This is a genomic window from Streptomyces sp. NPDC048606 (assembly GCF_040650855.1).
GTDB lineage: Bacteria > Actinomycetota > Actinomycetes > Streptomycetales > Streptomycetaceae > Streptomyces.
On the sequence record NZ_JBEZIB010000018.1, the window covers coordinates 50,831 to 69,578 of the forward strand.

18 protein-coding genes are annotated in these 18,748 nt (G+C 72.7%); 8 read left to right on the plus strand and 10 right to left on the minus strand.

Going from position 1 to position 18,748, the window contains the following annotated elements:
- Positions 1-12: 12 nt before the first annotated feature.
- Together AB0D01_RS20440 and AB0D01_RS20445 are read right to left on the minus strand one after the other, a co-directional pair.
- On the minus strand, positions 13-1,299 hold the full coding sequence (locus tag AB0D01_RS20440) for an ArsA family ATPase (RefSeq protein ID WP_363057159.1): 1,287 nt from the start codon (positions 1,297-1,299) through the stop codon (positions 13-15).
- Positions 1,292-2,281, minus strand: coding sequence for an ArsA-related P-loop ATPase (locus tag AB0D01_RS20445; protein WP_363057161.1), 990 nt, complete (start codon positions 2,279-2,281; stop codon positions 1,292-1,294). The genes AB0D01_RS20440 and AB0D01_RS20445 overlap by 8 nt, the downstream gene beginning before the upstream one ends.
- Positions 2,282-2,399: 118 nt before the next feature.
- Here AB0D01_RS20445 and AB0D01_RS20450 point away from each other — a divergent pair, with 118 nt between their 5' ends.
- The 5 genes from AB0D01_RS20450 to AB0D01_RS20470 all read left to right on the plus strand — a co-directional run bounded on the left by AB0D01_RS20450 (position 2,400) and on the right by AB0D01_RS20470 (position 5,243).
- Positions 2,400-2,561, plus strand: coding sequence for a DUF4177 domain-containing protein (locus AB0D01_RS20450; RefSeq protein WP_007264966.1), 162 nt, complete (start codon positions 2,400-2,402; stop codon positions 2,559-2,561).
- Positions 2,558-3,031 carry a RidA family protein gene (locus AB0D01_RS20455; RefSeq protein ID WP_363057163.1) on the plus strand — a complete coding sequence of 158 codons (474 nt, stop codon included), beginning with the start codon at positions 2,558-2,560 and terminating at the stop codon, positions 3,029-3,031. Before AB0D01_RS20450 ends, AB0D01_RS20455 begins: the two co-directional genes overlap by 4 nt.
- 156 nt (positions 3,032-3,187) lie before the next feature.
- Positions 3,188-4,096, plus strand: a complete 909-nt coding sequence (locus AB0D01_RS20460) for an NUDIX hydrolase (protein WP_363057165.1) — start codon at positions 3,188-3,190, stop codon at positions 4,094-4,096.
- The gene (locus AB0D01_RS20465; RefSeq protein ID WP_363057167.1) at positions 4,093-4,938 is read left to right on the plus strand and encodes an MBL fold metallo-hydrolase; all 846 of its coding nucleotides are present in this window, start codon (positions 4,093-4,095) and stop codon (positions 4,936-4,938) included. The genes AB0D01_RS20460 and AB0D01_RS20465 overlap by 4 nt, the downstream gene beginning before the upstream one ends.
- On the plus strand, positions 4,935-5,243 hold the full coding sequence (locus tag AB0D01_RS20470) for a ribosomal protein L7/L12 (protein ID WP_363057169.1): 309 nt from the start codon (positions 4,935-4,937) through the stop codon (positions 5,241-5,243). Before AB0D01_RS20465 ends, AB0D01_RS20470 begins: the two co-directional genes overlap by 4 nt.
- A gap of 67 nt (positions 5,244-5,310) precedes the next feature.
- Here the strand turns inward: AB0D01_RS20470 and AB0D01_RS20475 are convergent, their stop codons facing one another.
- Positions 5,311-6,129: a nucleotidyltransferase domain-containing protein gene (locus AB0D01_RS20475; RefSeq protein ID WP_363057171.1), complete on the minus strand. Its 819-nt coding sequence runs from the start codon at positions 6,127-6,129 to the stop codon at positions 5,311-5,313.
- 115 nt (positions 6,130-6,244) lie between these two features.
- Positions 6,245-6,919, minus strand: coding sequence for a Crp/Fnr family transcriptional regulator (locus tag AB0D01_RS20480; RefSeq protein ID WP_003981529.1), 675 nt, complete (start codon positions 6,917-6,919; stop codon positions 6,245-6,247).
- 406 nt (positions 6,920-7,325) lie between these two features.
- Here AB0D01_RS20480 and nth point away from each other — a divergent pair, with 406 nt between their 5' ends.
- The 3 genes from nth to AB0D01_RS20495 all read left to right on the plus strand — a co-directional run bounded on the left by nth (position 7,326) and on the right by AB0D01_RS20495 (position 10,224).
- Complete coding sequence (nth, locus tag AB0D01_RS20485) at positions 7,326-8,165, plus strand: endonuclease III (protein ID WP_363057370.1); 840 nt, start codon at positions 7,326-7,328, stop codon at positions 8,163-8,165.
- A gap of 126 nt (positions 8,166-8,291) precedes the next feature.
- The gene (locus AB0D01_RS20490) at positions 8,292-9,008 is read left to right on the plus strand and encodes a CoA pyrophosphatase (RefSeq protein WP_363057173.1); all 717 of its coding nucleotides are present in this window, start codon (positions 8,292-8,294) and stop codon (positions 9,006-9,008) included.
- A 13-nt stretch (positions 9,009-9,021) separates the two neighbouring features.
- A complete protein-coding gene (locus AB0D01_RS20495; protein WP_363057175.1) occupies positions 9,022-10,224 on the plus strand; it encodes a MarP family serine protease in 1,203 nt (400 codons plus the stop codon).
- Between the two features lie 69 nt (positions 10,225-10,293).
- On the opposite strand, the gene AB0D01_RS20500 is transcribed toward AB0D01_RS20495, so the two are convergent.
- The 6 genes from AB0D01_RS20500 to AB0D01_RS20525 all read right to left on the minus strand — a co-directional run bounded on the left by AB0D01_RS20500 (position 10,294) and on the right by AB0D01_RS20525 (position 18,658).
- The gene (locus tag AB0D01_RS20500; RefSeq protein WP_363057177.1) at positions 10,294-10,467 is read right to left on the minus strand and encodes a hypothetical protein; all 174 of its coding nucleotides are present in this window, start codon (positions 10,465-10,467) and stop codon (positions 10,294-10,296) included.
- Between the two features lie 161 nt (positions 10,468-10,628).
- Positions 10,629-11,600, minus strand: coding sequence for an alpha/beta hydrolase (locus AB0D01_RS20505; RefSeq protein ID WP_363057179.1), 972 nt, complete (start codon positions 11,598-11,600; stop codon positions 10,629-10,631).
- Positions 11,597-12,055 carry a phage holin family protein gene (locus AB0D01_RS20510; RefSeq protein ID WP_363057181.1) on the minus strand — a complete coding sequence of 153 codons (459 nt, stop codon included), beginning with the start codon at positions 12,053-12,055 and terminating at the stop codon, positions 11,597-11,599. Before AB0D01_RS20510 ends, AB0D01_RS20505 begins: the two co-directional genes overlap by 4 nt.
- Before the next feature lie 54 nt (positions 12,056-12,109).
- Positions 12,110-13,537, minus strand: coding sequence for a Na+/H+ antiporter NhaA (gene nhaA / locus AB0D01_RS20515; RefSeq protein WP_363057183.1), 1,428 nt, complete (start codon positions 13,535-13,537; stop codon positions 12,110-12,112).
- A gap of 254 nt (positions 13,538-13,791) precedes the next feature.
- Entirely contained in the window at positions 13,792-15,747 is a 1,956-nt protein-coding gene (acs, locus tag AB0D01_RS20520) for an acetate--CoA ligase (RefSeq protein ID WP_363057185.1), read from the minus strand.
- A gap of 280 nt (positions 15,748-16,027) precedes the next feature.
- Positions 16,028-18,658, minus strand: a complete 2,631-nt coding sequence (locus AB0D01_RS20525; RefSeq protein ID WP_363057187.1) for a SulP family inorganic anion transporter — start codon at positions 18,656-18,658, stop codon at positions 16,028-16,030.
- Between the last annotated feature and the right edge of the window lie 90 nt (positions 18,659-18,748).

The following is an 18,748-nucleotide window of genomic DNA, read 5'->3' on the forward strand; positions in this document are numbered from 1 at the left end:
TCGTACGAACTCCTACGCTCCGGCCGGTACCCCGGCCGCGAGTCGCTCTCCGATGGCCCGCAGCCCGGCGAGGTCGTGCACGTCGCCGGGCAGGGCGGCCACTTGGGCCACCGCCACCTCGGGGTGGAGCGAGGTGAACCGATCGCGCGTGCGTCGTTCACGTGCGATCACCTGCATCCGTTCGGCATGCAGGCGCAACAGGCCGGCGGTGATCTCGTCGATCGTCACCGCGTCGTCCTCGGGTGCCTCTTCGGGGGTTCCAGGGGTCTCGTGGGGTGCCTCGTCGGTGGGGTCCGCCGTGTCACGAAGTCCAGCTTTCCCGGACTCCTGATCGACAATGCCGCCCTCTTCAAGATTCTCGGCGGCGGCCAAGGCCCGCTCCGCCGAGAGTTGACCGGCGTCACTTCCGTGCACCCGGTTCAACACCAGGCCGGCCAGCGGCATCCGCTCCGCGGCCAGCCGTTCGACGAAGTACGCCGCCTCGCGCACGGCGTCCGGCTCCGGGGCCGCGACCACGAGGAAGGCCGTACCCGGTGCCTGGAGCAGCCGGAACGTGGCGTCCGCGCGGGTGCGGAAACCACCGAACATCGTGTCCATCGCGGCCACGAACGTCTGTACGTCCTTCAGCAGCGAGGCGCCCATCAGCTTGCTCAGGGTGCCCGTCATCATCGACATGCCGACGTTCAGGAACTTCATCCCGGCCCGCCCGCCGACCTTGGCCGGTGCCATCAGCACCCGGATGAACTTCCCGTCCAGGAAGGACCCCAGCCGCTTCGGCGCGTCGAGGAAGTCCAACGCGGACCGGCTCGGCGGGGTGTCCACGACGATCAGGTCCCAGTCGTCCCCGGCCCGCAGCTGCCCGAGCTTCTCCATCGCCATGTACTCCTGCGTGCCCGCGAAGCCGGCCGACAGGGACTGGTAGAAGGGGTTGTCGAGGATGGCCTGCGCCCGCTCGCCGTCCGCGTGGGACTCGACGATCTCGTCGAACGTCCGCTTCATGTCCAGCATCATGGCGTGCAGTTCGCCGTCGCCGCTCACGCCCGCCACCCGACGCGGCACGTTGTCCAGCGAGTCGATCCCCATCGACTGGGCCAGCCTGCGCGCCGGGTCGATGGTCAGCACCACCACCCTGCGGCCCCGCTCGGCCGCCCGGAGGCCGAGCGCGGCGGCCGTCGTGGTCTTGCCGACCCCGCCCGCCCCGCAGCACACGATGATCCGGGTCTTCGGGTCGTCCAGCAGCGCGTCGACCGCCAGCCGCGGCGGCGTGTCCAGGCCCACGATGTCCACACCCTCACTCATCGGCGTCCGCCTGCTTGCGGAGCTCGGCGGCCAACTCGTACAGCCCGGCCAGTTCCATCCCCGAGCCGAGCAGGGGGAGTTCGTACGTCGGCACGCGCAGCCCCGCCAGCACCGCGCGCTGCTCCCGCTCCAGCTCCACCCGGCTCGCGTGCTCCGCCGCCTGCGTCAGCAGGGGCTCCACCAGCCGCTCCGCCGGACCGCCCCGACGGGACCCGCCGAGCCCGGCCCGGGACAGGGCGCGGGCGATCCCCGCCCGGTGCTCGTCGGAGGCGGCGCGCAGGGTGTCCTCGTCCAGGTGGTGCGGGCGGACCATGTTGACCACGACCCGGCCGAAGGGCAGTCCCGCCGCCTCCAGTTCCGCGATCCCGTCCGCGGTCTCCTGGACGGGCATCTCCTCCAGCAGCGTCACCAGGTGCACCGCCGTGTCGGGGGACTTGAGCACCTTCATGACGGCCTGCGCCTGGTTGTGGATCGGCCCGAACCGGGCCAGGCCCGCCACCTCGTCGTTGACGTTCAGGAAGCGGGTGATCCGCCCGGTCGGCGGCGCGTCCATGATCACGTGGTCGTAGACGAACCGCCCGGCCTTGTCCTTGCGCCGCACCGCCTCGCACGCCTTGCCCGTCAGCAGCACGTCCCGCAGACCGGGGGCGATGGTCGTCGCGAAGTCGATCGCGCCGAGCTTCTTGAGCGCGCGGCCCGCCGAGCCGAGCTTGTAGAACATCTGGAGGTAGTCCAGCAGCGCCCGTTCGGCGTCGATGGCGAGCGCGTACACCTCACCCCCACCCGCGCCCGGCGCGACGGCGATCTTCCGCTCCTCGTAGGGGAGCGCTTCCGTGCCGAAAAGCTGTGCGATGCCCTGCCTGCCCTCGACCTCCACGAGAAGAGTCCGCCTGCCCTCGCGCGCGAGGGCCAGCGCGAGTGCCGCGGCGACCGTGGTCTTGCCGGTGCCGCCCTTGCCGCTGACCACCTGGAGCCTGCTCACAGCGCCCGAGCCTAATTCCTCCCCGTGCGGCGCGGTGGGGCCGGGTGGCCGTGTGGCGCCCGGGCGAGCGCGCGGGGGCTGTCCGAGGACCGCCGCCCCAGGTACTACGCTCGCTCCCATGACCAAGAAGTTCGAATACGCGACCGTCCCGCTGCTCGTGCACGCCACCAAGCAGATCCTGGACACCTGGGGCGAGGACGGCTGGGAGCTCGTCCAGGTCGTGCCCGGCCCGAACAACCCCGAGCAGCTCGTGGCCTACCTCAAGCGGGAGAAGGCATGAGCGGCGTCGTCGAGGCGAGGCTCGCCGAACTGGGCCTGACCCTGCCCGAGGTCGTCCCGCCGCTGGCCACGTACCAGCCGGCCGTGCGCTCGGGCGCCTACGTGTACACCGCCGGGCAGCTCCCGATGGTGCAGGGCAAGCTCCCGCTGACCGGCAAGGTCGGCGCGGAGGTCTCGGCGGAGCAGGCCAAGGAGCTGGCCGCCACCTGCGCGCTGAACGCCCTGGCCGCCGTCAAGTCGCTCGTCGGTGACCTGGACCGGATCGCCCGCGTCGTGAAGGTCGTCGGCTTCGTCGCCTCGGCCCCCGACTTCACCGCCCAGCCGGGCGTGCTGAACGGCGCGAGCGAGCTGCTGGGCGCGGTCCTCGGCGAGAAGGGCGTCCACGCCCGCAGCGCCGTCGGCGTGGCGGTCCTGCCGCTGGACGCCCCCGTCGAGGTCGAGATCCAGGTCGAGCTGACCCCGGACGCCTGACCCCGGACGCCCGCCCCGCACCCGTGCGCGGCACGGTCGGCCCCCTTCCCGCCCCGGCGGGGACGGGGCCGCCGTCGTGTCCGGGTGGCGGTCCGGGGCCGCGGTGCCGGCCGGGGGGCCCTCGAACATCGGGGCGGATGGTCGTAGCATCCGGCCATGCCGAATGGTCAGCACGGTCAGCCGTCGTCGTCCGCCCAGCCCGCCGGAGGCCAGTGGTACCCACCGGAGTGGCCCGACCGCATCCGCGCGCTCGCGGACGGCGCGCTCACCCCGGTGGAACCCAAGCGCGCCGCCACCGTGATGCTGCTGCGCGACACCCCGACGGGCCCGGTCGTGCACATGCTGCGCCGCCGCTCCTCCATGGCCTTCGCCGGGGGCGCCTACGCCTACCCCGGCGGCGGGGTCGACCCCCGCGACGAGGACCACCGCATCGGCTGGGCCGGGCCCGACCAGGAGGCCTGGGCCGCCCGCCTGGGCACGGACGTCCGTACTGCCCAGGCCATCGTGTGCGGGGCCGTCCGGGAGACCTTCGAGGAGGCCGGTGTCCTGCTCGCGGGGCACACCCCCGGGACCGTCGTCGGGGACACCACCGGGGACGACTGGGAGGCCGACCGGCAGGCCCTCGTGGGGCGGGAGCTGTCCTTCGCGGAGTTCCTCGACCGGCGCGGCCTGCTGCTGCGCTCCGACCTGCTCGGCGCGTGGGCCCGCTGGATCACGCCCGAGTTCGAGCCCCGCCGCTACGACACGTGGTTCTTCGTCGCCGCCCTGCCCGAGGGACAGCGCACCCGCAACGCCTCCACCGAGGCCGACCGCACCGTGTGGATCCGCCCCGCCGACGCCGCCGCCGGCTACGACAAGGGCGAGCTGCTGATGATGCCGCCCACCATCTCCACCCTGCGCTCCCTGGAGCCCCACGCGAGCGCCGCCGCCGCGCTGTCGGCGGCGGCCGGGCAGGACCTGGCTCCCGTCCTGGCGCGGGCCGAGCTGGTCGACGGCGAGCTCGTGCTGAGCTGGCCCGGGCACGACGAGTTCACCAAGCGCGTCCGCCCGGGAGGCACCGCATGACCGACGCCGCAGCCCTGCCCGGCCAGCCCCGCGGGATGGTCTCCTCGGGCCCCGCCACCGCCCGCGCCGTCAACGTCCTGGCCCCCAACCCGTCGGCCATGACCCTGGACGGCACCAACACCTGGCTCGTCTCCGAGCCCGATTCCGACCTGGCCGTCGTCATCGACCCCGGCCCGTTGGACGAGTCGCACCTGCGGGCCGTCGTCGCCACCGCCGAGCGGGCCGGCAAGCGGATCGCGCTGACCCTGCTCACCCACGGCCACCCCGACCACGCGGAGGGCGCGGGCCGCTTCGCCGAGCTGACCGGTACGAAGGTCCGCGCGCTCGACCCCGCCCTGCGGCTCGGTGACGAGGGCCTGGCCGCCGGGGACGTGATCCGCGTCGGAGGCCTGGAGATGCGGGTGGTCCCCACGCCGGGGCACACCGCCGACTCGCTCTGCTTCCACCTGCCGGCCGACCGGGCCGTCCTGACGGGCGACACCATCCTCGGTCGCGGCACCACGGTCGTCGCGCACCCCGACGGCCGCCTCGGCGACTACCTGGACTCGCTGCGCCGGTTGCGTTCGCTGACCGTCGACGACGGCGTCCACACGGTGCTGCCGGGGCACGGGCCGGTCCTGGACGACGCCCAGGGGGCCGTCGAGTTCTACCTCGCCCACCGCGCCCACCGCCTCGCGCAGGTCGAGACGGCCGTCGAGAACGGACTGCTCACCCCCGAGGCCGTCGTCGCGCACGTCTACGCGGACGTGGACCGCTCGCTGTGGCCCGCCGCGACGTGGTCCGTGCAGGCGCAGCTGGAGTACCTTCGCGATCACGGACTGATCCCCGGGGGACCCGAATGAACACGCTCTACCTGCTCCTCGCGACGCTCGCCGCCGCCGGCTGGGTCACCTCGACCGTGACCCTGCGGATGCGCGCCCTCCAGGACCGCGCGGACCGGCTGGAGCGCCGTCTGGGGCTGGTGCTGGACCACTTCGGCATCGAGGAGCCCGAGCCGGCCGGGATGGACCGGGTGCGCGCCCTGGCGCGCGAGGGCCGCGCCGTCTCCGCGATCAAGGTCTACCGGGAGATCACCGGCGCGGGCCTGGTGGAGGCCAAGCAGGCCGTCGAGGCGATGGAGCCGACGCGGCCCGCCGGGACCGCGTAGGGCGTACGGAGCCCCCCGCCGGATCCGCCGCGAGCCCAGTGGGGGTCCGGTGGGCCTCAGGCGGCCCTCAGGCGGGCTGGTGGGTCGGCCGCGGCGCCTTCGTGCCGTGCCGGAGCGTGTACTCGTCGGCGAGCCAGGGGCCGAGGTCCTCGACGTAGGACCGGATCACCTCCGGGTCCTCGACCGGGGCCAGGGCCACCGCGGCCGCGGCGCGCATCTGCTCCGCCCGAAGCGGGTAGTAGCGGCCGAAGATCTCCGCCGACTCGGTGAGGTCGCTGGTCCAGCCGACCCAACGGGGCATGACCAGCGTGAATCCGGTGCGCACCAGGTGCCGGGCGAAGAACCGGCTCATCCTGCGGTACTCGGAGGGGTCCGAGGCGGCCTCGAAGCGGGCGCGCCAGCGCGGCAGCACCAGGGCCAGGTCGCCGTTGGTCTCGCGGGCGAGCAGGCTGTCGGGCCGGTACCGGGGCAGGTGCTCGGCCAGGTCGGAGCCGAGCAGGGGCGTGGACAGGCAGGCCAGGAACCAGCCCAGGTCGTAACGTTCCTGCTCGCCGATCAGGGTGTCCTTGCCGTAGAGCAGGACGCCGACCCCGTCGATCTGCGGGAAGTCCTGGTCGAGCCCCCGTCCGAGCACCTCGGTGGTGTCGCGGTCCTCGTCGGTGGGTTCGCGGTGCAGGGCCAGCAGGAGGTCGAGGTCGGAGCGCCCGGGGCGGGCGGTGCCGCGCGGGATCGAACCGTAGAGGTAGGCGCTGTGCAGCCGGCGGCCGTAGGCCTCGGCGATCCGGGCGCGGGCCGCCGCGACGACGGGGGCGAACTCCGCCTGGACCTGCCCGAGCGACCCCTCCCGTTCGAAGTACCCGTACGCGTCCAACCCTCTGTGTTCCATGGGCACTACTGTGCCCTCCCGGTCTCCGGGGCGGCCGGCAATTTCGGTCGAGCCCGGCCGGGACGCGCCGAAGGGGCCCCACCCGGTACGGGCGGGACCCCTTCGGCGGAAGGCGTCAGCGCGAGCGCTTCGCGAGGCGCTCCACGTCCAGCAGGATCACGGCGCGGGCCTCCAGGCGGAGCCAGCCGCGACCGGCGAAGTCGGCCAGGGCCTTGTTCACGGTCTCGCGGGAGGCGCCGACGAGCTGGGCCAGCTCCTCCTGCGTCAGGTCGTGGACGACGTGGATGCCCTCCTCCGACTGGACGCCGAAGCGGCGCGACAGGTCGAGGAGCGCGCGGGCCACGCGGCCGGGGACGTCGGAGAAGACCAGGTCGGACATCTGGTCGTTGGTCTTGCGCAGGCGCCGGGCGACGGCGCGCAGCAGGGCCGTCGCGACCTCGGGCCGGGCGTTGAGCCAGGGCTGGAGGTCGCCGTGGCCCAGGCCGAGGAGCTTGACCTCGGTCAGCGCGGTGGCGGTGGCGGTGCGCGGGCCGGGGTCGAAGAGCGACAGCTCGCCGATCAGCTCGCCGGGGCCGAGGACGGCCAGCATGTTCTCGCGGCCGTCGGGGGAGGTGCGGTGGAGCTTCACCTTGCCCTCGGTCACGACGTACAGCCGGTCGCCGGGGTCGCCCTCGTGGAACAGGGCGTCACCGCGCGCGAGGGTCACCTCGCCCATGGAGGCGCGGAGCTCCGCGGCCTGCTCGTCATCGAGCGCCGCGAAAAGCGGGGCACGCCGCAGAACGTCGTCCACGAGTCTCTCTCCTATGTCGACCAGTTAGTGGGGACCGCTCCCCATTTTGCCGGACGGCTCAAACAGTGCGATCAATCACAAGGATGCCGGACGGACGGCCGTGCTGTGTGGCGAGAGGCCAATCGGGGTGGTGTTACCTGAGGTCCGGGCGGGTGTCGGCGCCCGGCCTTAGGCTGGCCGGGTGTCCAATAAGCCGGTGAGAGCACAGGCCAAGGGGTCCACGGGAGTGACCGGGGCCCAAAATTCAGCTGTGGGCGAACAAGCCCCCGTGGCGTCGCCGGGGAAGGCCGCTCCCGCCGCGTCGGGCAAAGTTTCGGCCAAGAAAGCGCCCGCCGCGCGGAAGGGCGCGCAGGCGACCCAGGCGTCGAAGACGGCGAAGACGGCGCCGGTGGCGAAGGCGGTGAAGGTGGCGAAGGCCCCGCAGGCCGGGGGAGAGGGGCCCGCGACCCGGCCGGCCCGGTCCGCCGGCCGGCCCGAGTCCCGCCTCGCCATGATCCGCCGGGCCCGCCGCATCAACCGCGAGCTGGCCGAGGTGTACCCGTACGCCCATCCGGAGCTGGACTTCCGCAATCCCTTCGAGCTCCTCGTCGCCACGGTCCTGTCCGCCCAGACCACCGACCTGCGGGTCAACCAGACGACCCCCGCCCTCTTCGCCGCCTATCCGACCCCGGAGGACATGGCCGGGGCCGATCCGGAGAAGCTGGAGGAGATCATCCGGCCGACCGGGTTCTTCCGGGCGAAGGCCAAGGCCCTCCTCGGGCTGTCCCAGGCGCTGCGCGACCGCTTCGACGGCGAGGTGCCGGGCCGGATCGAGGACCTGGTCACCCTGCCCGGCGTGGGCCGCAAGACGGCGAACGTGGTCCTCGGCAACGCCTTCGGCGTCCCCGGGATCACCGTCGACACCCACTTCGGCCGGCTGGTGCGCCGCTTCAAGTGGACCGAGCAGGAGGACCCGGAGAAGGTCGAGGCGGAGATCTGCGCGATCTTCCCCAAGAGCGAGTGGACGATGCTCTCGCACCGCGTCGTCTTCCACGGCCGTCGGATCTGCCACTCCCGCAAGCCCGCCTGCGGCGCCTGCCCCATCGCCCCGCTCTGCCCGGCGTACGGGGAAGGCGAAACCGACCCGGAGAAGGCGCGGAAGCTGCTGAAGTACGAGAAGGGCGGACAGCCGGGCCAACGGCTGACCCCGCCCCCGGACTACCCGGGCCTGCCCGCGCCGCCCCTGGGGGCCCGTACGGGGCCCTGAGCGCGGCACCACGGGACCGGCCGCCCGCGCCGGTCCCGACGGCGGCGCAGTGGAACGAATCTCTACCCGCACCGCGTTCAGCGGTGTGGGAGCCGGCGCTGGACGCAAACATGGACAGGGGTGCCTATGACGCGCGGTACACAGGACGAGACCACGGCCGCCGCCCGGGAGCGCGACGGACTGGACCTCGCCGCCACCGGCCTGCCCCCCTGGCTGGACCCCGTCGTGGAGGCCTCCCGCACCGTCCGGCCGACCCAGCTCAGCCGCTTCCTGCCGCCCGAGGACGGTCGGGGCCGCCAGTCGGCGGTCCTGATCCTCTTCGGGGAGGGCCCGCGCGGCCCCGAGATCCTGCTCCAGGAGCGCGCCGGCACCCTGCGCTCGCACGCGGGCCAGCCCTCCTTCCCCGGCGGCGCCCTCGACCCGCAGGACGGCGACCCGCACACCACCGGCCCGCTGCGCGCCGCGCTGCGCGAGGCCGAGGAGGAGACCGGGCTCGATCCGGCGGGCGTCCAGCTGTTCGGGGTGCTGCCCCGGCTCTACATCCCGGTCAGCGAGTTCGTCGTGACCCCGGTGCTGGGCTGGTGGCGGGTCCCCTCCCCGGTCGGCGTGGTGGACCCGGCCGAGACGGCCCGGGTGTTCACGGTGCCCGTGGCGGACCTCACGGATCCCGCGCACCGGGTCACCGTGGTCCACCCGAGCGGGCACCAGGGCCCCGGATTCACCGTCGAATCGGCCCTGGTGTGGGGGTTCACGGCCGGGGTGATCGACCGGATCCTGCACTTCGCGGGGTGGGAACGACCGTGGGACCGCTCACGTCACGTCCCGCTCGACTGGCGCGCATGAGACGGTGGCCCACGTGAACGTGCTGGACATCCTGTTGCTGGTCGCCGCCGTGTGGTTCGCGATCGTCGGCTACCGCCAGGGGTTCGTCGTCGGCATCCTGTCGGTGATCGGCTTCCTCGGCGGTGGTCTCGTCGCCGTGTCCCTGCTGCCCCTGATCTGGGACCGGGTGACCGACAACGGCACCCAGGTGTCCACCACCGTGGTGGTGATCACCGTCGTCGTCATCATCATCTGCGCCTCGATCGGCCAGGCCCTCACCACCCACCTCGGCAGCCGGCTCCGCCGCCACATCACCTGGTCGCCGGCGCGCGCGCTCGACGCGACCGGCGGGGCCCTGGTCAACGTGGCGGCGATGCTGCTGGTGGCCTGGCTGATCGGCCTGCTGGTGGCCCAGACCGCGCTGCCCACCGTGGGCAGGGAGGTCCGCAACTCCAGGGTGCTCCTGGGGGTTTCGCGGGTGCTGCCCGCGCAGGCCGAGACCTGGTTCTCCGATCTCAGTTCCACCCTCGCCCGCAACGGCTTCCCGCAGGTCTTCAGCCCGTTCTCGAACGAGCCGATCACCGAGGTCAAGGCCCCCGACCCGGCGCTCGCCCGCAGCGGGGTGGCCGAGCGGGCCAAGCTCTCCATCGTGAAGGTCGTCGGCACCGCCCCGAGTTGCAGCAAGGTGCTGGAGGGCACGGGCTTCGTCTTCGCGCCGGGCAAGGTGATGACCAACGCCCACGTCGTCGGCGGGGTCGGCGAGCCGACCGTGCAGGTCGGCGGCGAGGGCAAGCTCTACGACGGCAAGGTCGTCCTCTACGACTGGGAGCGCGACATCGCCGTCCTGGACGTGCCCAAACTGAAGGCCCCCGCGCTCGAATTCACCGACAAGGACGCGACGAGCGGCAGCGACGCCATCGTCGCCGGCTTCCCCGAGAACGGCGCCTACGACGTCCGCCCGGCCCGCGTACGCGGCCGGATCAACGCCAACGGCCCGGACATCTACCACCGGGGCACCGTCCGCCGTGACGTGTACTCGCTCTACGCGACCGTCCGCCAGGGCAACTCGGGCGGCCCGCTGCTCACCCCCGACGGGCGGGTGTACGGGGTCGTCTTCGCGAAGTCGCTCGACGACCCGAACACCGGCTACGCCCTGACGGCGGACGAGATCCGCGACGACATCCGCATCGGGAAGACGGCCCAGGCCCGCGTCGACAGCCAGGGCTGCGCGCTCTGATCGCTCCGGTCGCCGTGCCCTGACGGGTGTCGCTCCGCCGTCGGCGGGGCGACACCCGCCGGGCGGCGGCTACATGCGTGGATGGCGCAGCCGCGCCGAGACCCAGCGGGCCCGGCGGCGCAGGATGCGTGGGATTCCGAGCCGGGGGTCGTGGCCGTCGCGGCCCTCCCGGTCGTGGTCGCCCGCCGTCGTGGCGGAGCGGCGTTCGCGTGTGGTGTCACCGTGGTCGTGCGTCCAGCCCATACAACGAGCTGTGCCCGGGCCCCAAGGTCCGTAATCCCGTCCGGGGCGGCCAATTGGCCTATGCGCCAGGCAATTGAATGCTTGTCATACCGCTGTTGCGTTCGGGGTGTTCGTGAGGTGTGCGCGGGATGTCCGCGAGGTGTCCGCGGCGCGACGGAGCGTCAGCGGTCGGGTTCCGGATCCTTCAGCCAGTTGACCAGCTCGGTGGAGAAGGCCGCCGGGTCCTCCTCGTGCGGGAAGTGCCCGAGGCCGTCGAACAGCCGCCACCGGTACGGGGCTTCGACGTACTGCCCGGAGCCGGCCGCGCTGCGCGTGCGCATCACGGGGTCGAGGGAACCGTGCAGGTGCAGGGTGGGCACCCGTACGGGCCGCTTCATCCGCCGGTAGAACTGCAATCCGTCCGGGCGGGCCATCGAGCGCATCATCCACCGGTAGGGCTCGATCGAGCAGTGCGCCGTGGACGGGATGCACATCGCCCGCCGGTACACGGCGAGGGACTCCTCCTCCGAGCCGTCCACGGGCAGCAGCGGCCCGGACCACTCCCGGATCAGCTCCTCCACGAGCGCCCCGTCGTCGGCGACGAGCCGGCGCTCGGGGATGAACGGCCTCTGGAACCCCCAGATGTGGGAGCCGGCCCGGGTCTGCCCGAAGTCGCCCAGCATCGCCGAACGCCAGCGCCGCGGGTGCGGCATGGAGGAGACGACCAGCCGGCGCACCAGCTTCGGCCGCATCACGGCCGCCGTCCAGGCCAGGTAACCGCCCAGGTCGTGACCGACGAGGGCGGCGTCCGGCTCGCCGAGGGAACGTACGACCCCGGTGATGTCGAGCGCGAGGTTCGCGGGGTCGTAACCGCGCGGGGTGCGGTCGCTGCCGCCCACCCCGCGCAGGTCCATCGCCACCGCGCGGTATCCGGCGTCCGCGAGGGCCACCAGCTGGTGGCGCCAGGTCCACCAGAACTGCGGGAAGCCGTGCAGCAGCAGGACCAGCGGTCCGTCACCGAGTTCCGCGACGTGGAAGCGCGCTCCGTTGGCCGCGACGTCCCGATGGGTCACCTTCCGCCCGCCGGGCAGGTCGAGCCGGACCGCCGAGGCGGCCGTGGGAGGTGTGCCGGAATCCGCTGAGGGGGCTGTCATGAGGACGAGCGTGCCACACCCACGGCCTGGTCACTCAACGGCCGCGGGTGCGGCTTGACGGTCCCGACCAGGGCCGCGGTCTGCTTGACGGACTCGATCGTCTTCACCGGCGGCTTGACCTTCTTGAACTTGGCCATCGCCAGCAGCCCGATCAGACCCGCCAGCAGCCAGAACGCGCCACCGACGATGAGGAACGACCAGGCGAGGCCGAGGCCGAGATTGTGGATCCCGTAGGCCGCGGCGAAACTCAGTACGGGGAGGGAGAACAGCAGCAGCACGCCCGCGACGATCGCCGCACCGCTGCCGATGCCCGCGCGCTTGACGTCCTGCTTGAGCTCCACCTTGGCGAGCGCGATCTCGTCGTGCACCAGGGCGGACATCTCGGCGGTGGCCGAGGCGACCAGCTGGCCGAGTGTGCGCTCGGCTCCCGGAGCCCCTTGGTCCACTGCGCTCATCTCTGACTCCCTCTGTCGTCTTCTGTCGGCGGCTGTCCTCCGTCGTCCCTCAGATCATGCCGGACGGCCGGCCCCCGCGCTGGACCCGCCCGCCGAAGATTCCTCCCCCGAGGCCATGGCCTCGGCCCTGGCGCGGTGTTCCGCCGCCTTCTCCTCGTGGATGCGAGCCATCCGGAGGTGGAACTCCGGATTGTCCTGCTCGTAGATGTCGGGGATGCCGTCGAGGTCGTCGTCGCGCTCCTCCGCGTCGATCAGCGACCGGTACCGGCGGTCGCGCAGCTTCAGCAGGACGCAGGCGACCAGTGCCGCCATCAGGGAGCCGAACAGGACGGCGGCCTTGACCTCGTCGGTGAGGACGGCGTCGCCCGCGAAGGCGAGTTCGCCGATCAGCAGCGAGACGGTGAAGCCGATGCCCGCGAGGGAGGCCACGGCCAGTACGTCGGGCCAGGCGAGGTCCTCGTTCAGTTCGGCCCGGGTGAAGCGGGCGGCGAGCCAGGTGCCGCCGAAGATGCCCACCGTCTTGCCGACGACCAGGCCGAGGACCACGCCCAGGGTCTCGGGCCGGGTGAAGACCTGGCCGATCGCCCCGCCGGAGAGCGAGACGCCGGCGGAGAAGAGGGCGAAGAGGGGGACCGCCAGCCCGGCGGACAGGGGCCGGACCAGGTGCTCGATGTGCTCGCCGGGGGAGTGCGCCTCGCCCTCGGCCCGGGTGCAGCGCAGCATCAGGCCCATGGCGACGCCGGCGATGGTGGCGTGGACGCCGCTGTTGTACATCAGGCCCCAGATGACCAGGGCGAGCGGGACGTAGACGTACCAGCCGCGGACCCCCGAGCGCAGCAGGAACCAGAAGAGGACGAGGCCGGCGACCGCGCCGCCGAGGGCCGCGAAGTCGAGGTCGCTGGTGAAGAACACCGCGATGATCAGGATGGCGAAGAGGTCGTCGACGACGGCGAGGGTCAGCAGGAAGGCGCGCAGCGCGGAGGGCAGGGAGGTCCCGATCACCGCCAGGACGGCCAGCGCGAAGGCGATGTCGGTGGCCGTCGGGACGGCCCAGCCGGCCGTGGAGCCGTCGCCGAGGACGTTGACCAGGGTGTACACGAGGGCGGGTACGGCCATGCCGCAGACGGCGGCGATCACCGGGAGGGCGGCGGCCTTCGGGTCGCGCAGGTCGCCCGCCACGAGCTCGCGCTTGAGCTCGATGCCGGCGACGAAGAAGAAGACGGCGAGGAGGCCGTCGGCCGCCCAGTGCTGGAGCGAGAGGTCCAGACCGAGGGCGGAGGGGCCGATGTGGAAGTTCCGCACGCTCTCGTAGCCGGCCGCGAGGGCGGGGACGTTCGCCCACAGCAGGGCGGCTATCGCGGCCAGCAGGAGCAGGACGCCGCCCACGGTCTCGGTGCGCAGGGCGTCCGCGACGAAGCGGCGCTCCGGGAGGGAGAGCCGGCCGAGCAGTTTACGGCCGGGGCGGGACGGGGGCGTGCTCACGGGGGGACCTCCGGATGGTCGACGGCACGGCAAACGCAGTTGCCGACCAGACTTCCCGGCGCACCCTGAGTAATGAAGAACATCAAATATTGACGCTTTGTATAGGTTACAGGGCGAGGTGCGCACGGTCACATCAGGTGATCTTCAGCTTAAATGCGAGGAGGGCGTCCGGCGCGTTGCGCACCGGACGCCCTCCTTCGTCAGCCGTCAGCCGTCAGCCGTCGGTCCTGGCCGTGGGTCTCGGCCGTGGTCCGTCAGTCCTCGTCGGAGGCGCTGGGGAGCTTGTTCTGGATCAGGTCCATGACCGAGGAGTCGGCCAGGGTGGTGACGTCACCGACCGCGCGGTTCTCGGCCACGTCGCGCAGCAGGCGGCGCATGATCTTGCCCGAACGGGTCTTCGGCAGCTCCTGCACCGGCAGGATCCGCTTCGGCTTCGCGATCGGGCCGAGCGTGGCGCCCACGTGGTTGCGCAGCTCGCCGACCAGGCCCTCGGTCTCGGAGGCGCTGCCGCGCAGGATGACGAAGGCCACGATCGCCTGACCGGTGGTCTCGTCGGCCGCGCCCACCACGGCCGCCTCGGCGACGGAGGGGTGCGAGACCAGGGCCGACTCGACCTCGGTGGTGGAGATGTTGTGGCCCGACACCAGCATGACGTCGTCGACCCGGCCGAGCAGCCAGATGTCCCCGTCGTCGTCCTTCTTCGCCCCGTCGCCGGCGAAGTACTTGCCCTCGAAGCGGGACCAGTAGGTGTCGATGAACCGCTGGTCGTCGCCCCAGATCGTGCGGAGCATCGAGGGCCACGGCTCGGTCAGGACGAGGTAGCCGCCACCGCCGTCGGGGACCTCGTTCGCCTCGTCGTCCACGACGGTGGCGGAGATGCCCGGCAGCGGGCGCTGGGCGGAGCCCGGCTTGGTCTCGGTCACGCCCGGCAGCGGGGAGATCATCATCGCGCCGGTCTCGGTCTGCCACCAGGTGTCGACGATCGGGCAGCGGTCACCGCCGATGTGCTTGCGGTACCAGATCCAGGCCTCGGGGTTGATCGGCTCGCCGACCGAGCCCAGCACCCGCAGGCTCGACAGGTCGAACTTCGCGGGGATGTCGTCGCCCCACTTCATGAACGTCCGGATGGCCGTGGGCGCGGTGTACAGGATGGTGACGCCGTACTTCTGGACGACCTCCCAGAACCGGCCCTGGTGCGGGGTGTCCGGGGTGCCCTCGTACATCACCTGGGTGGCGCCGTTGGCGAGGGGCCCGTAGACGATGTACGAGTGCCCGGTCACCCAGCCGATGTCGGCGGTGCACCAGTAGACGTCGCTCTCCGGCTTGAGGTCGAAGACCGCGTGGTGGGTGTAGGCGGCCTGCGTGAGGTAGCCGCCCGAGGTGTGCAGGATGCCCTTCGGCTTACCCGTGGTCCCCGAGGTGTAGAGGATGAACAGCGGGTGCTCGGCGTCGAAGGCCTGCGGGGTGTGCTCGGTGGACTGGCGGCCGACCACGTCGTGCCACCACACGTCCCGGCCCTCGGTGAAGGCGGTGTCCTGGCCGGTGCGGCGGACGACGAGCACGTGCTCGACCTGCGGGCACTTGCCGACGGCCTCGTCGATGGCAGGCTTGAGCGCGCTGGGCTTGCCGCGGCGGTAGCCGCCGTCGGCGGTGATCACCAGCTTGGCGTCGGCGTCCTGGATGCGGGAGGCGACGGCGTCGGCGGAGAAGCCGCCGAAGACCACGGAGTGCGCGGCGCCGACCCGGGCGCAGGCGAGCATCGCCACGACGGCCTCGGGGATCATCGGCAGGTAGACCGCGACCCGGTCGCCGGCGCGCACGCCCAGTTCGGCGAGGGCGTTGGCGGCCTGCGAGACCTCGTCCTTGAGCTGCGCGTACGTGATCGAGCGGCTGTCGCCGGGCTCGCCCTCGAAGTGGATGGCGACGCGGTCGCCGTTGCCGGCCTCGACGTGGCGGTCCACGCAGTTGTAGGCGACGTTGAGCCGGCCGTCCGCGAACCACTTCGCGAAGGGCGGGTTGCTCCAGTCGAGGGTCTCCGTCGGCTCCGTTTCCCAGGTCAGCCGCCGGGCCTGCTCGGCCCAGAAGCCCAGCCGGTCCGCGTCGGCCCGTGCGTACGCCGCCTCGGTCACGTTGGCGGCGGCGGCCAGATCGGCGGGCGGTGCGAACCGCCGCTCCTCCTTGAGCAGATTGGCCAGGCTGTCATTGCTCACGACATCTCCCTTTCCCAGGGTGTCCGTTGTGTCCCCCGGGGCATAGCTGCGTGTCCCGGGCATAGCTCATCAGTTCAGACGCCCAGGTGACAAGGGGTAGCCGAAAATTGGTTTAGACCTATAGTGCCCCTGGGTCCGTGCTCGACCGCCCGTACGCGCGACCCGCCGGCGGGTGGCGCGGCGGGTCGACGCACGAGCGGCCCCTTCCCGCCGCAGGGTGCGAGAAGGGGCCGACGGCTTGCACGGATACGGGAGGGTATCGGTTCACGCCCCCCGAAGGTCAGACGCTCTGGCCGACGCTGTCGAAAACGCGACAGTCGAAGAAGTCCTCTCCCTCGGACAGCAGATACGCCTGGGCCTCACCCACGTGGAAGTACATCCCGTGCAGTTCCAGCGTGCCCTCGGCGAGTCGGCGGGCCACCGACTCGTGGGCCCGCAGGTGCTCCAGTTGCTGCACCACGTTGGTCAGGCACAGCTGCTCCACCGCGTCGGCGGGCAGCCGACCGGAGATGCGGGCCCACGCGTGGTGCCGGCTGGCCATCCGCTCCAGGCTGGGCAGGCCGTGGCGCAGCCAGCGGCGCAGCGGGGTCATCGGGGCGCCCGGGTGGGAGTTCAGCAGGGCCTGCATGGCGCCGCAGCCCGAGTGCCCGCAGACCGTGATGCTGTCCACCTTCAGGACGTCCACGGCGTACTCGATGGCCGCCGCGACCGAGTCGTCGGTGGACTCGGCGCCCGGCAGCGGGACGAGGTTGCCCACGTTGCGGACGGTGAAGAGGTCGCCGGGGCCGCTGGCCGTGATCATGCTGGTCACCAGGCGGGAGTCCGCGCAGGTGAGGAAGAGCTGCGAGGGGCTCTGGCCCTCGCGCGCCAGGCGGGCCAGCTCCTCGCGCACGTGCGGGGCGGTGTCGCGCTGGAAGACGCTGATGCCGTTCGCCAGTTGGCCCGCGCCGCGCCGCCGCCGGGCCGCGGCCGGAGCGCCGCCCTCGCCGGCCGCGCCGGGGATGGTCGGCGGGTCGGCGCCCCCGGCCTCGCCGGAGCCGGAGCCGGACCCGGACCCGGACCCGGATCCCGCTCCGGTGGATCCGGTACGGGAGCCTGAGCCGGAGCCGCCCGAGGCGCTGCCGCCCTCCGTCTCGCCGCGGCTGCCCGGGAGGCCCGAGCCGCCGCCGATCCGGTGGTCGCAGTGGTTCTGCCAGGGGGTCCAGGGGCGGCAGCACAGGTGCGCCCCGGCGTCCGGTCCGGTGGCGTCCGGCCGGGTTCCCGTACCGCCGGACGGGGCGGCGTACGCGTCCACGTCCCCGCCGGCTCCGGGGGCGGCGTCGGTGTCGTGCGGTGCGCCGGGGTCCCGGTCCGGGGCGTGCCCCGAGATCGCGGCGCCCGAGCGGCCGGTGAGCTCCAGCGTGCCGCCGTGCGCCAGATGGGACTCCTGCCAGTCGTGGAGGGTCTCGTAGGCGGCGTGGTCCATGAAGGAGCCGTCCAGCTCGACCACCGCGTGTCCCTTGTGCGGGATCTGGGTCAGCACCCGGCTCAGCCGGGGGACCGCGAGGAAGGTCAACTGCCCGCGGGCCCGCACCTGGTGGACCCCGTCGACCACGTCCAGCGTGATGCGGGTCCGGGCCAGCCGGTGCAGGGCCACGGCGACGGCCACCGCCACGCCGATCGCCACGCCCTCCAGGACGCCGCCGAGCACCACGGCCACGATGGTCGTCGCGTAGACGAGGATCTCGCGGTGCCGGGTGACCGTCCGCAGGTGCGTGATGCTGACCATCTGGATGCCCACGGCCATCACCAGCGCGGCCAGGGCCGCGAGCGGGATGAGGTCGAGGAGGGGGACCAGCAGCCCGGCCGCGAGCACCACCCAGAATCCGTGCATCATGGCCGAATTCCGACTGGCCGCACCGGACTTCACGTTGGCCACGCTGCGGACGGCCACGCCCGTGATGGGCAGTCCGCCCAGCAGCCCGGAGGTGATGTTCGCCGCGCCCTGCCCGCGCAGTTCGCGGTCGAGGTCGGCGCGCGGAGGACGGCGGTCCGTCGGGCGCTCGGAGGCGATCAGCTTGTCGGTGGCCACCGAGGACAGCAGGGACTCCACGCTGCCCACCAGGGTGATCGTCAGGACGGCGGCGATCAGTCCGAGCACCGGGCCCTCGGGGAGCTCGGGCAGCGCGTGGTTGCGCCAGGACGGCAGGTCCACCCGCGGCAGGCTGAGCCCCGCCAGGGCCGCGAACGCGGTGGCGCCGGCCACGGCGGCCAGCGCGGCCGGGACCTTGCGCAGCGCCCGGCCGACCCGACCGGGCACCCGGGTCCAGCCCAGCAGGAGGAACAGCGTCAGCGCGCTGACCCCGAGGGCCACCGGATGCGGATCGGCCAGCTGCGCGGGCAGTCCGGCGACGTTGGCGATGGCGGAACTCTGCGGGGTGCCGCCCAGCACGATGTGCAGTTGGGCCAGCGCGATGGTCACGCCGATGCCCGCGAGCATGCCGTGCACGATGGCGGGGCTCACCATGAGCGCCGACCGGGCCGTGCGCAGGGCGGCCAGTCCGAGCTGGCAGCAGCCGGCCAGCACGGTGATGGCGCAGGTGGTGCGCCATCCGTAGTGCTGGATCAACTCGGCGGTCACCACGGTCAGTCCGGCGGCGGGTCCGCTCACCTGGAGGGGGGCGCCGCCGAACCGGCCCGCGACGATGCCGCCCACGGCGGCGGCCACGAGGCCGGCCTGGAGGGGGGCTCCGGTGGCCAGGGCGATGCCGAGGGAGAGCGGCAGCGCGATCAGGAAGACGGCGATGGAGGCGGACAGGTCCGCGTGGAAGTCCCGGCGCCGGGTCGAACCGTCCTTCCCGTCCGCGCTGTCGCCGCGCCTGTCGGCGCCGTTGTCGCTGTCGTCGGCGATGGAGGGGGGTGTGGCTTTCATCGTTTCCCGGCTCCTCTGGGGAAGGGTGAAGGGGCGGGAGTCAACACTCAGTAAACGAACGGTAATGGAGAGTAAAGGGCGATGAAAGGT

Coding starts and splice junctions, on each gene's coding strand:
- AB0D01_RS20450 (WP_007264966.1), top strand. CDS start 2,400: ATGACCAAGAAGTTCGAATACGCGACCGTCCCGCTGCTCGTGCACGCC.
- AB0D01_RS20475 (WP_363057171.1), bottom strand. CDS start 6,129: ATGGAACACAGAGGGTTGGACGCGTACGGGTACTTCGAACGGGAGGGG.
- AB0D01_RS20470 (WP_363057169.1), top strand. CDS start 4,935: ATGAACACGCTCTACCTGCTCCTCGCGACGCTCGCCGCCGCCGGCTGG.
- AB0D01_RS20500 (WP_363057177.1), bottom strand. CDS start 10,467: ATGGGCTGGACGCACGACCACGGTGACACCACACGCGAACGCCGCTCC.
- AB0D01_RS20465 (WP_363057167.1), top strand. CDS start 4,093: ATGACCGACGCCGCAGCCCTGCCCGGCCAGCCCCGCGGGATGGTCTCC.
- AB0D01_RS20510 (WP_363057181.1), bottom strand. CDS start 12,055: ATGAGCGCAGTGGACCAAGGGGCTCCGGGAGCCGAGCGCACACTCGGC.
- AB0D01_RS20490 (WP_363057173.1), top strand. CDS start 8,292: ATGACGCGCGGTACACAGGACGAGACCACGGCCGCCGCCCGGGAGCGC.
- AB0D01_RS20505 (WP_363057179.1), bottom strand. CDS start 11,600: ATGACAGCCCCCTCAGCGGATTCCGGCACACCTCCCACGGCCGCCTCG.
- AB0D01_RS20455 (WP_363057163.1), top strand. CDS start 2,558: ATGAGCGGCGTCGTCGAGGCGAGGCTCGCCGAACTGGGCCTGACCCTG.
- AB0D01_RS20460 (WP_363057165.1), top strand. CDS start 3,188: ATGCCGAATGGTCAGCACGGTCAGCCGTCGTCGTCCGCCCAGCCCGCC.
- AB0D01_RS20525 (WP_363057187.1), bottom strand. CDS start 18,658: ATGAAAGCCACACCCCCCTCCATCGCCGACGACAGCGACAACGGCGCC.
- AB0D01_RS20440 (WP_363057159.1), bottom strand. CDS start 1,299: ATGAGTGAGGGTGTGGACATCGTGGGCCTGGACACGCCGCCGCGGCTG.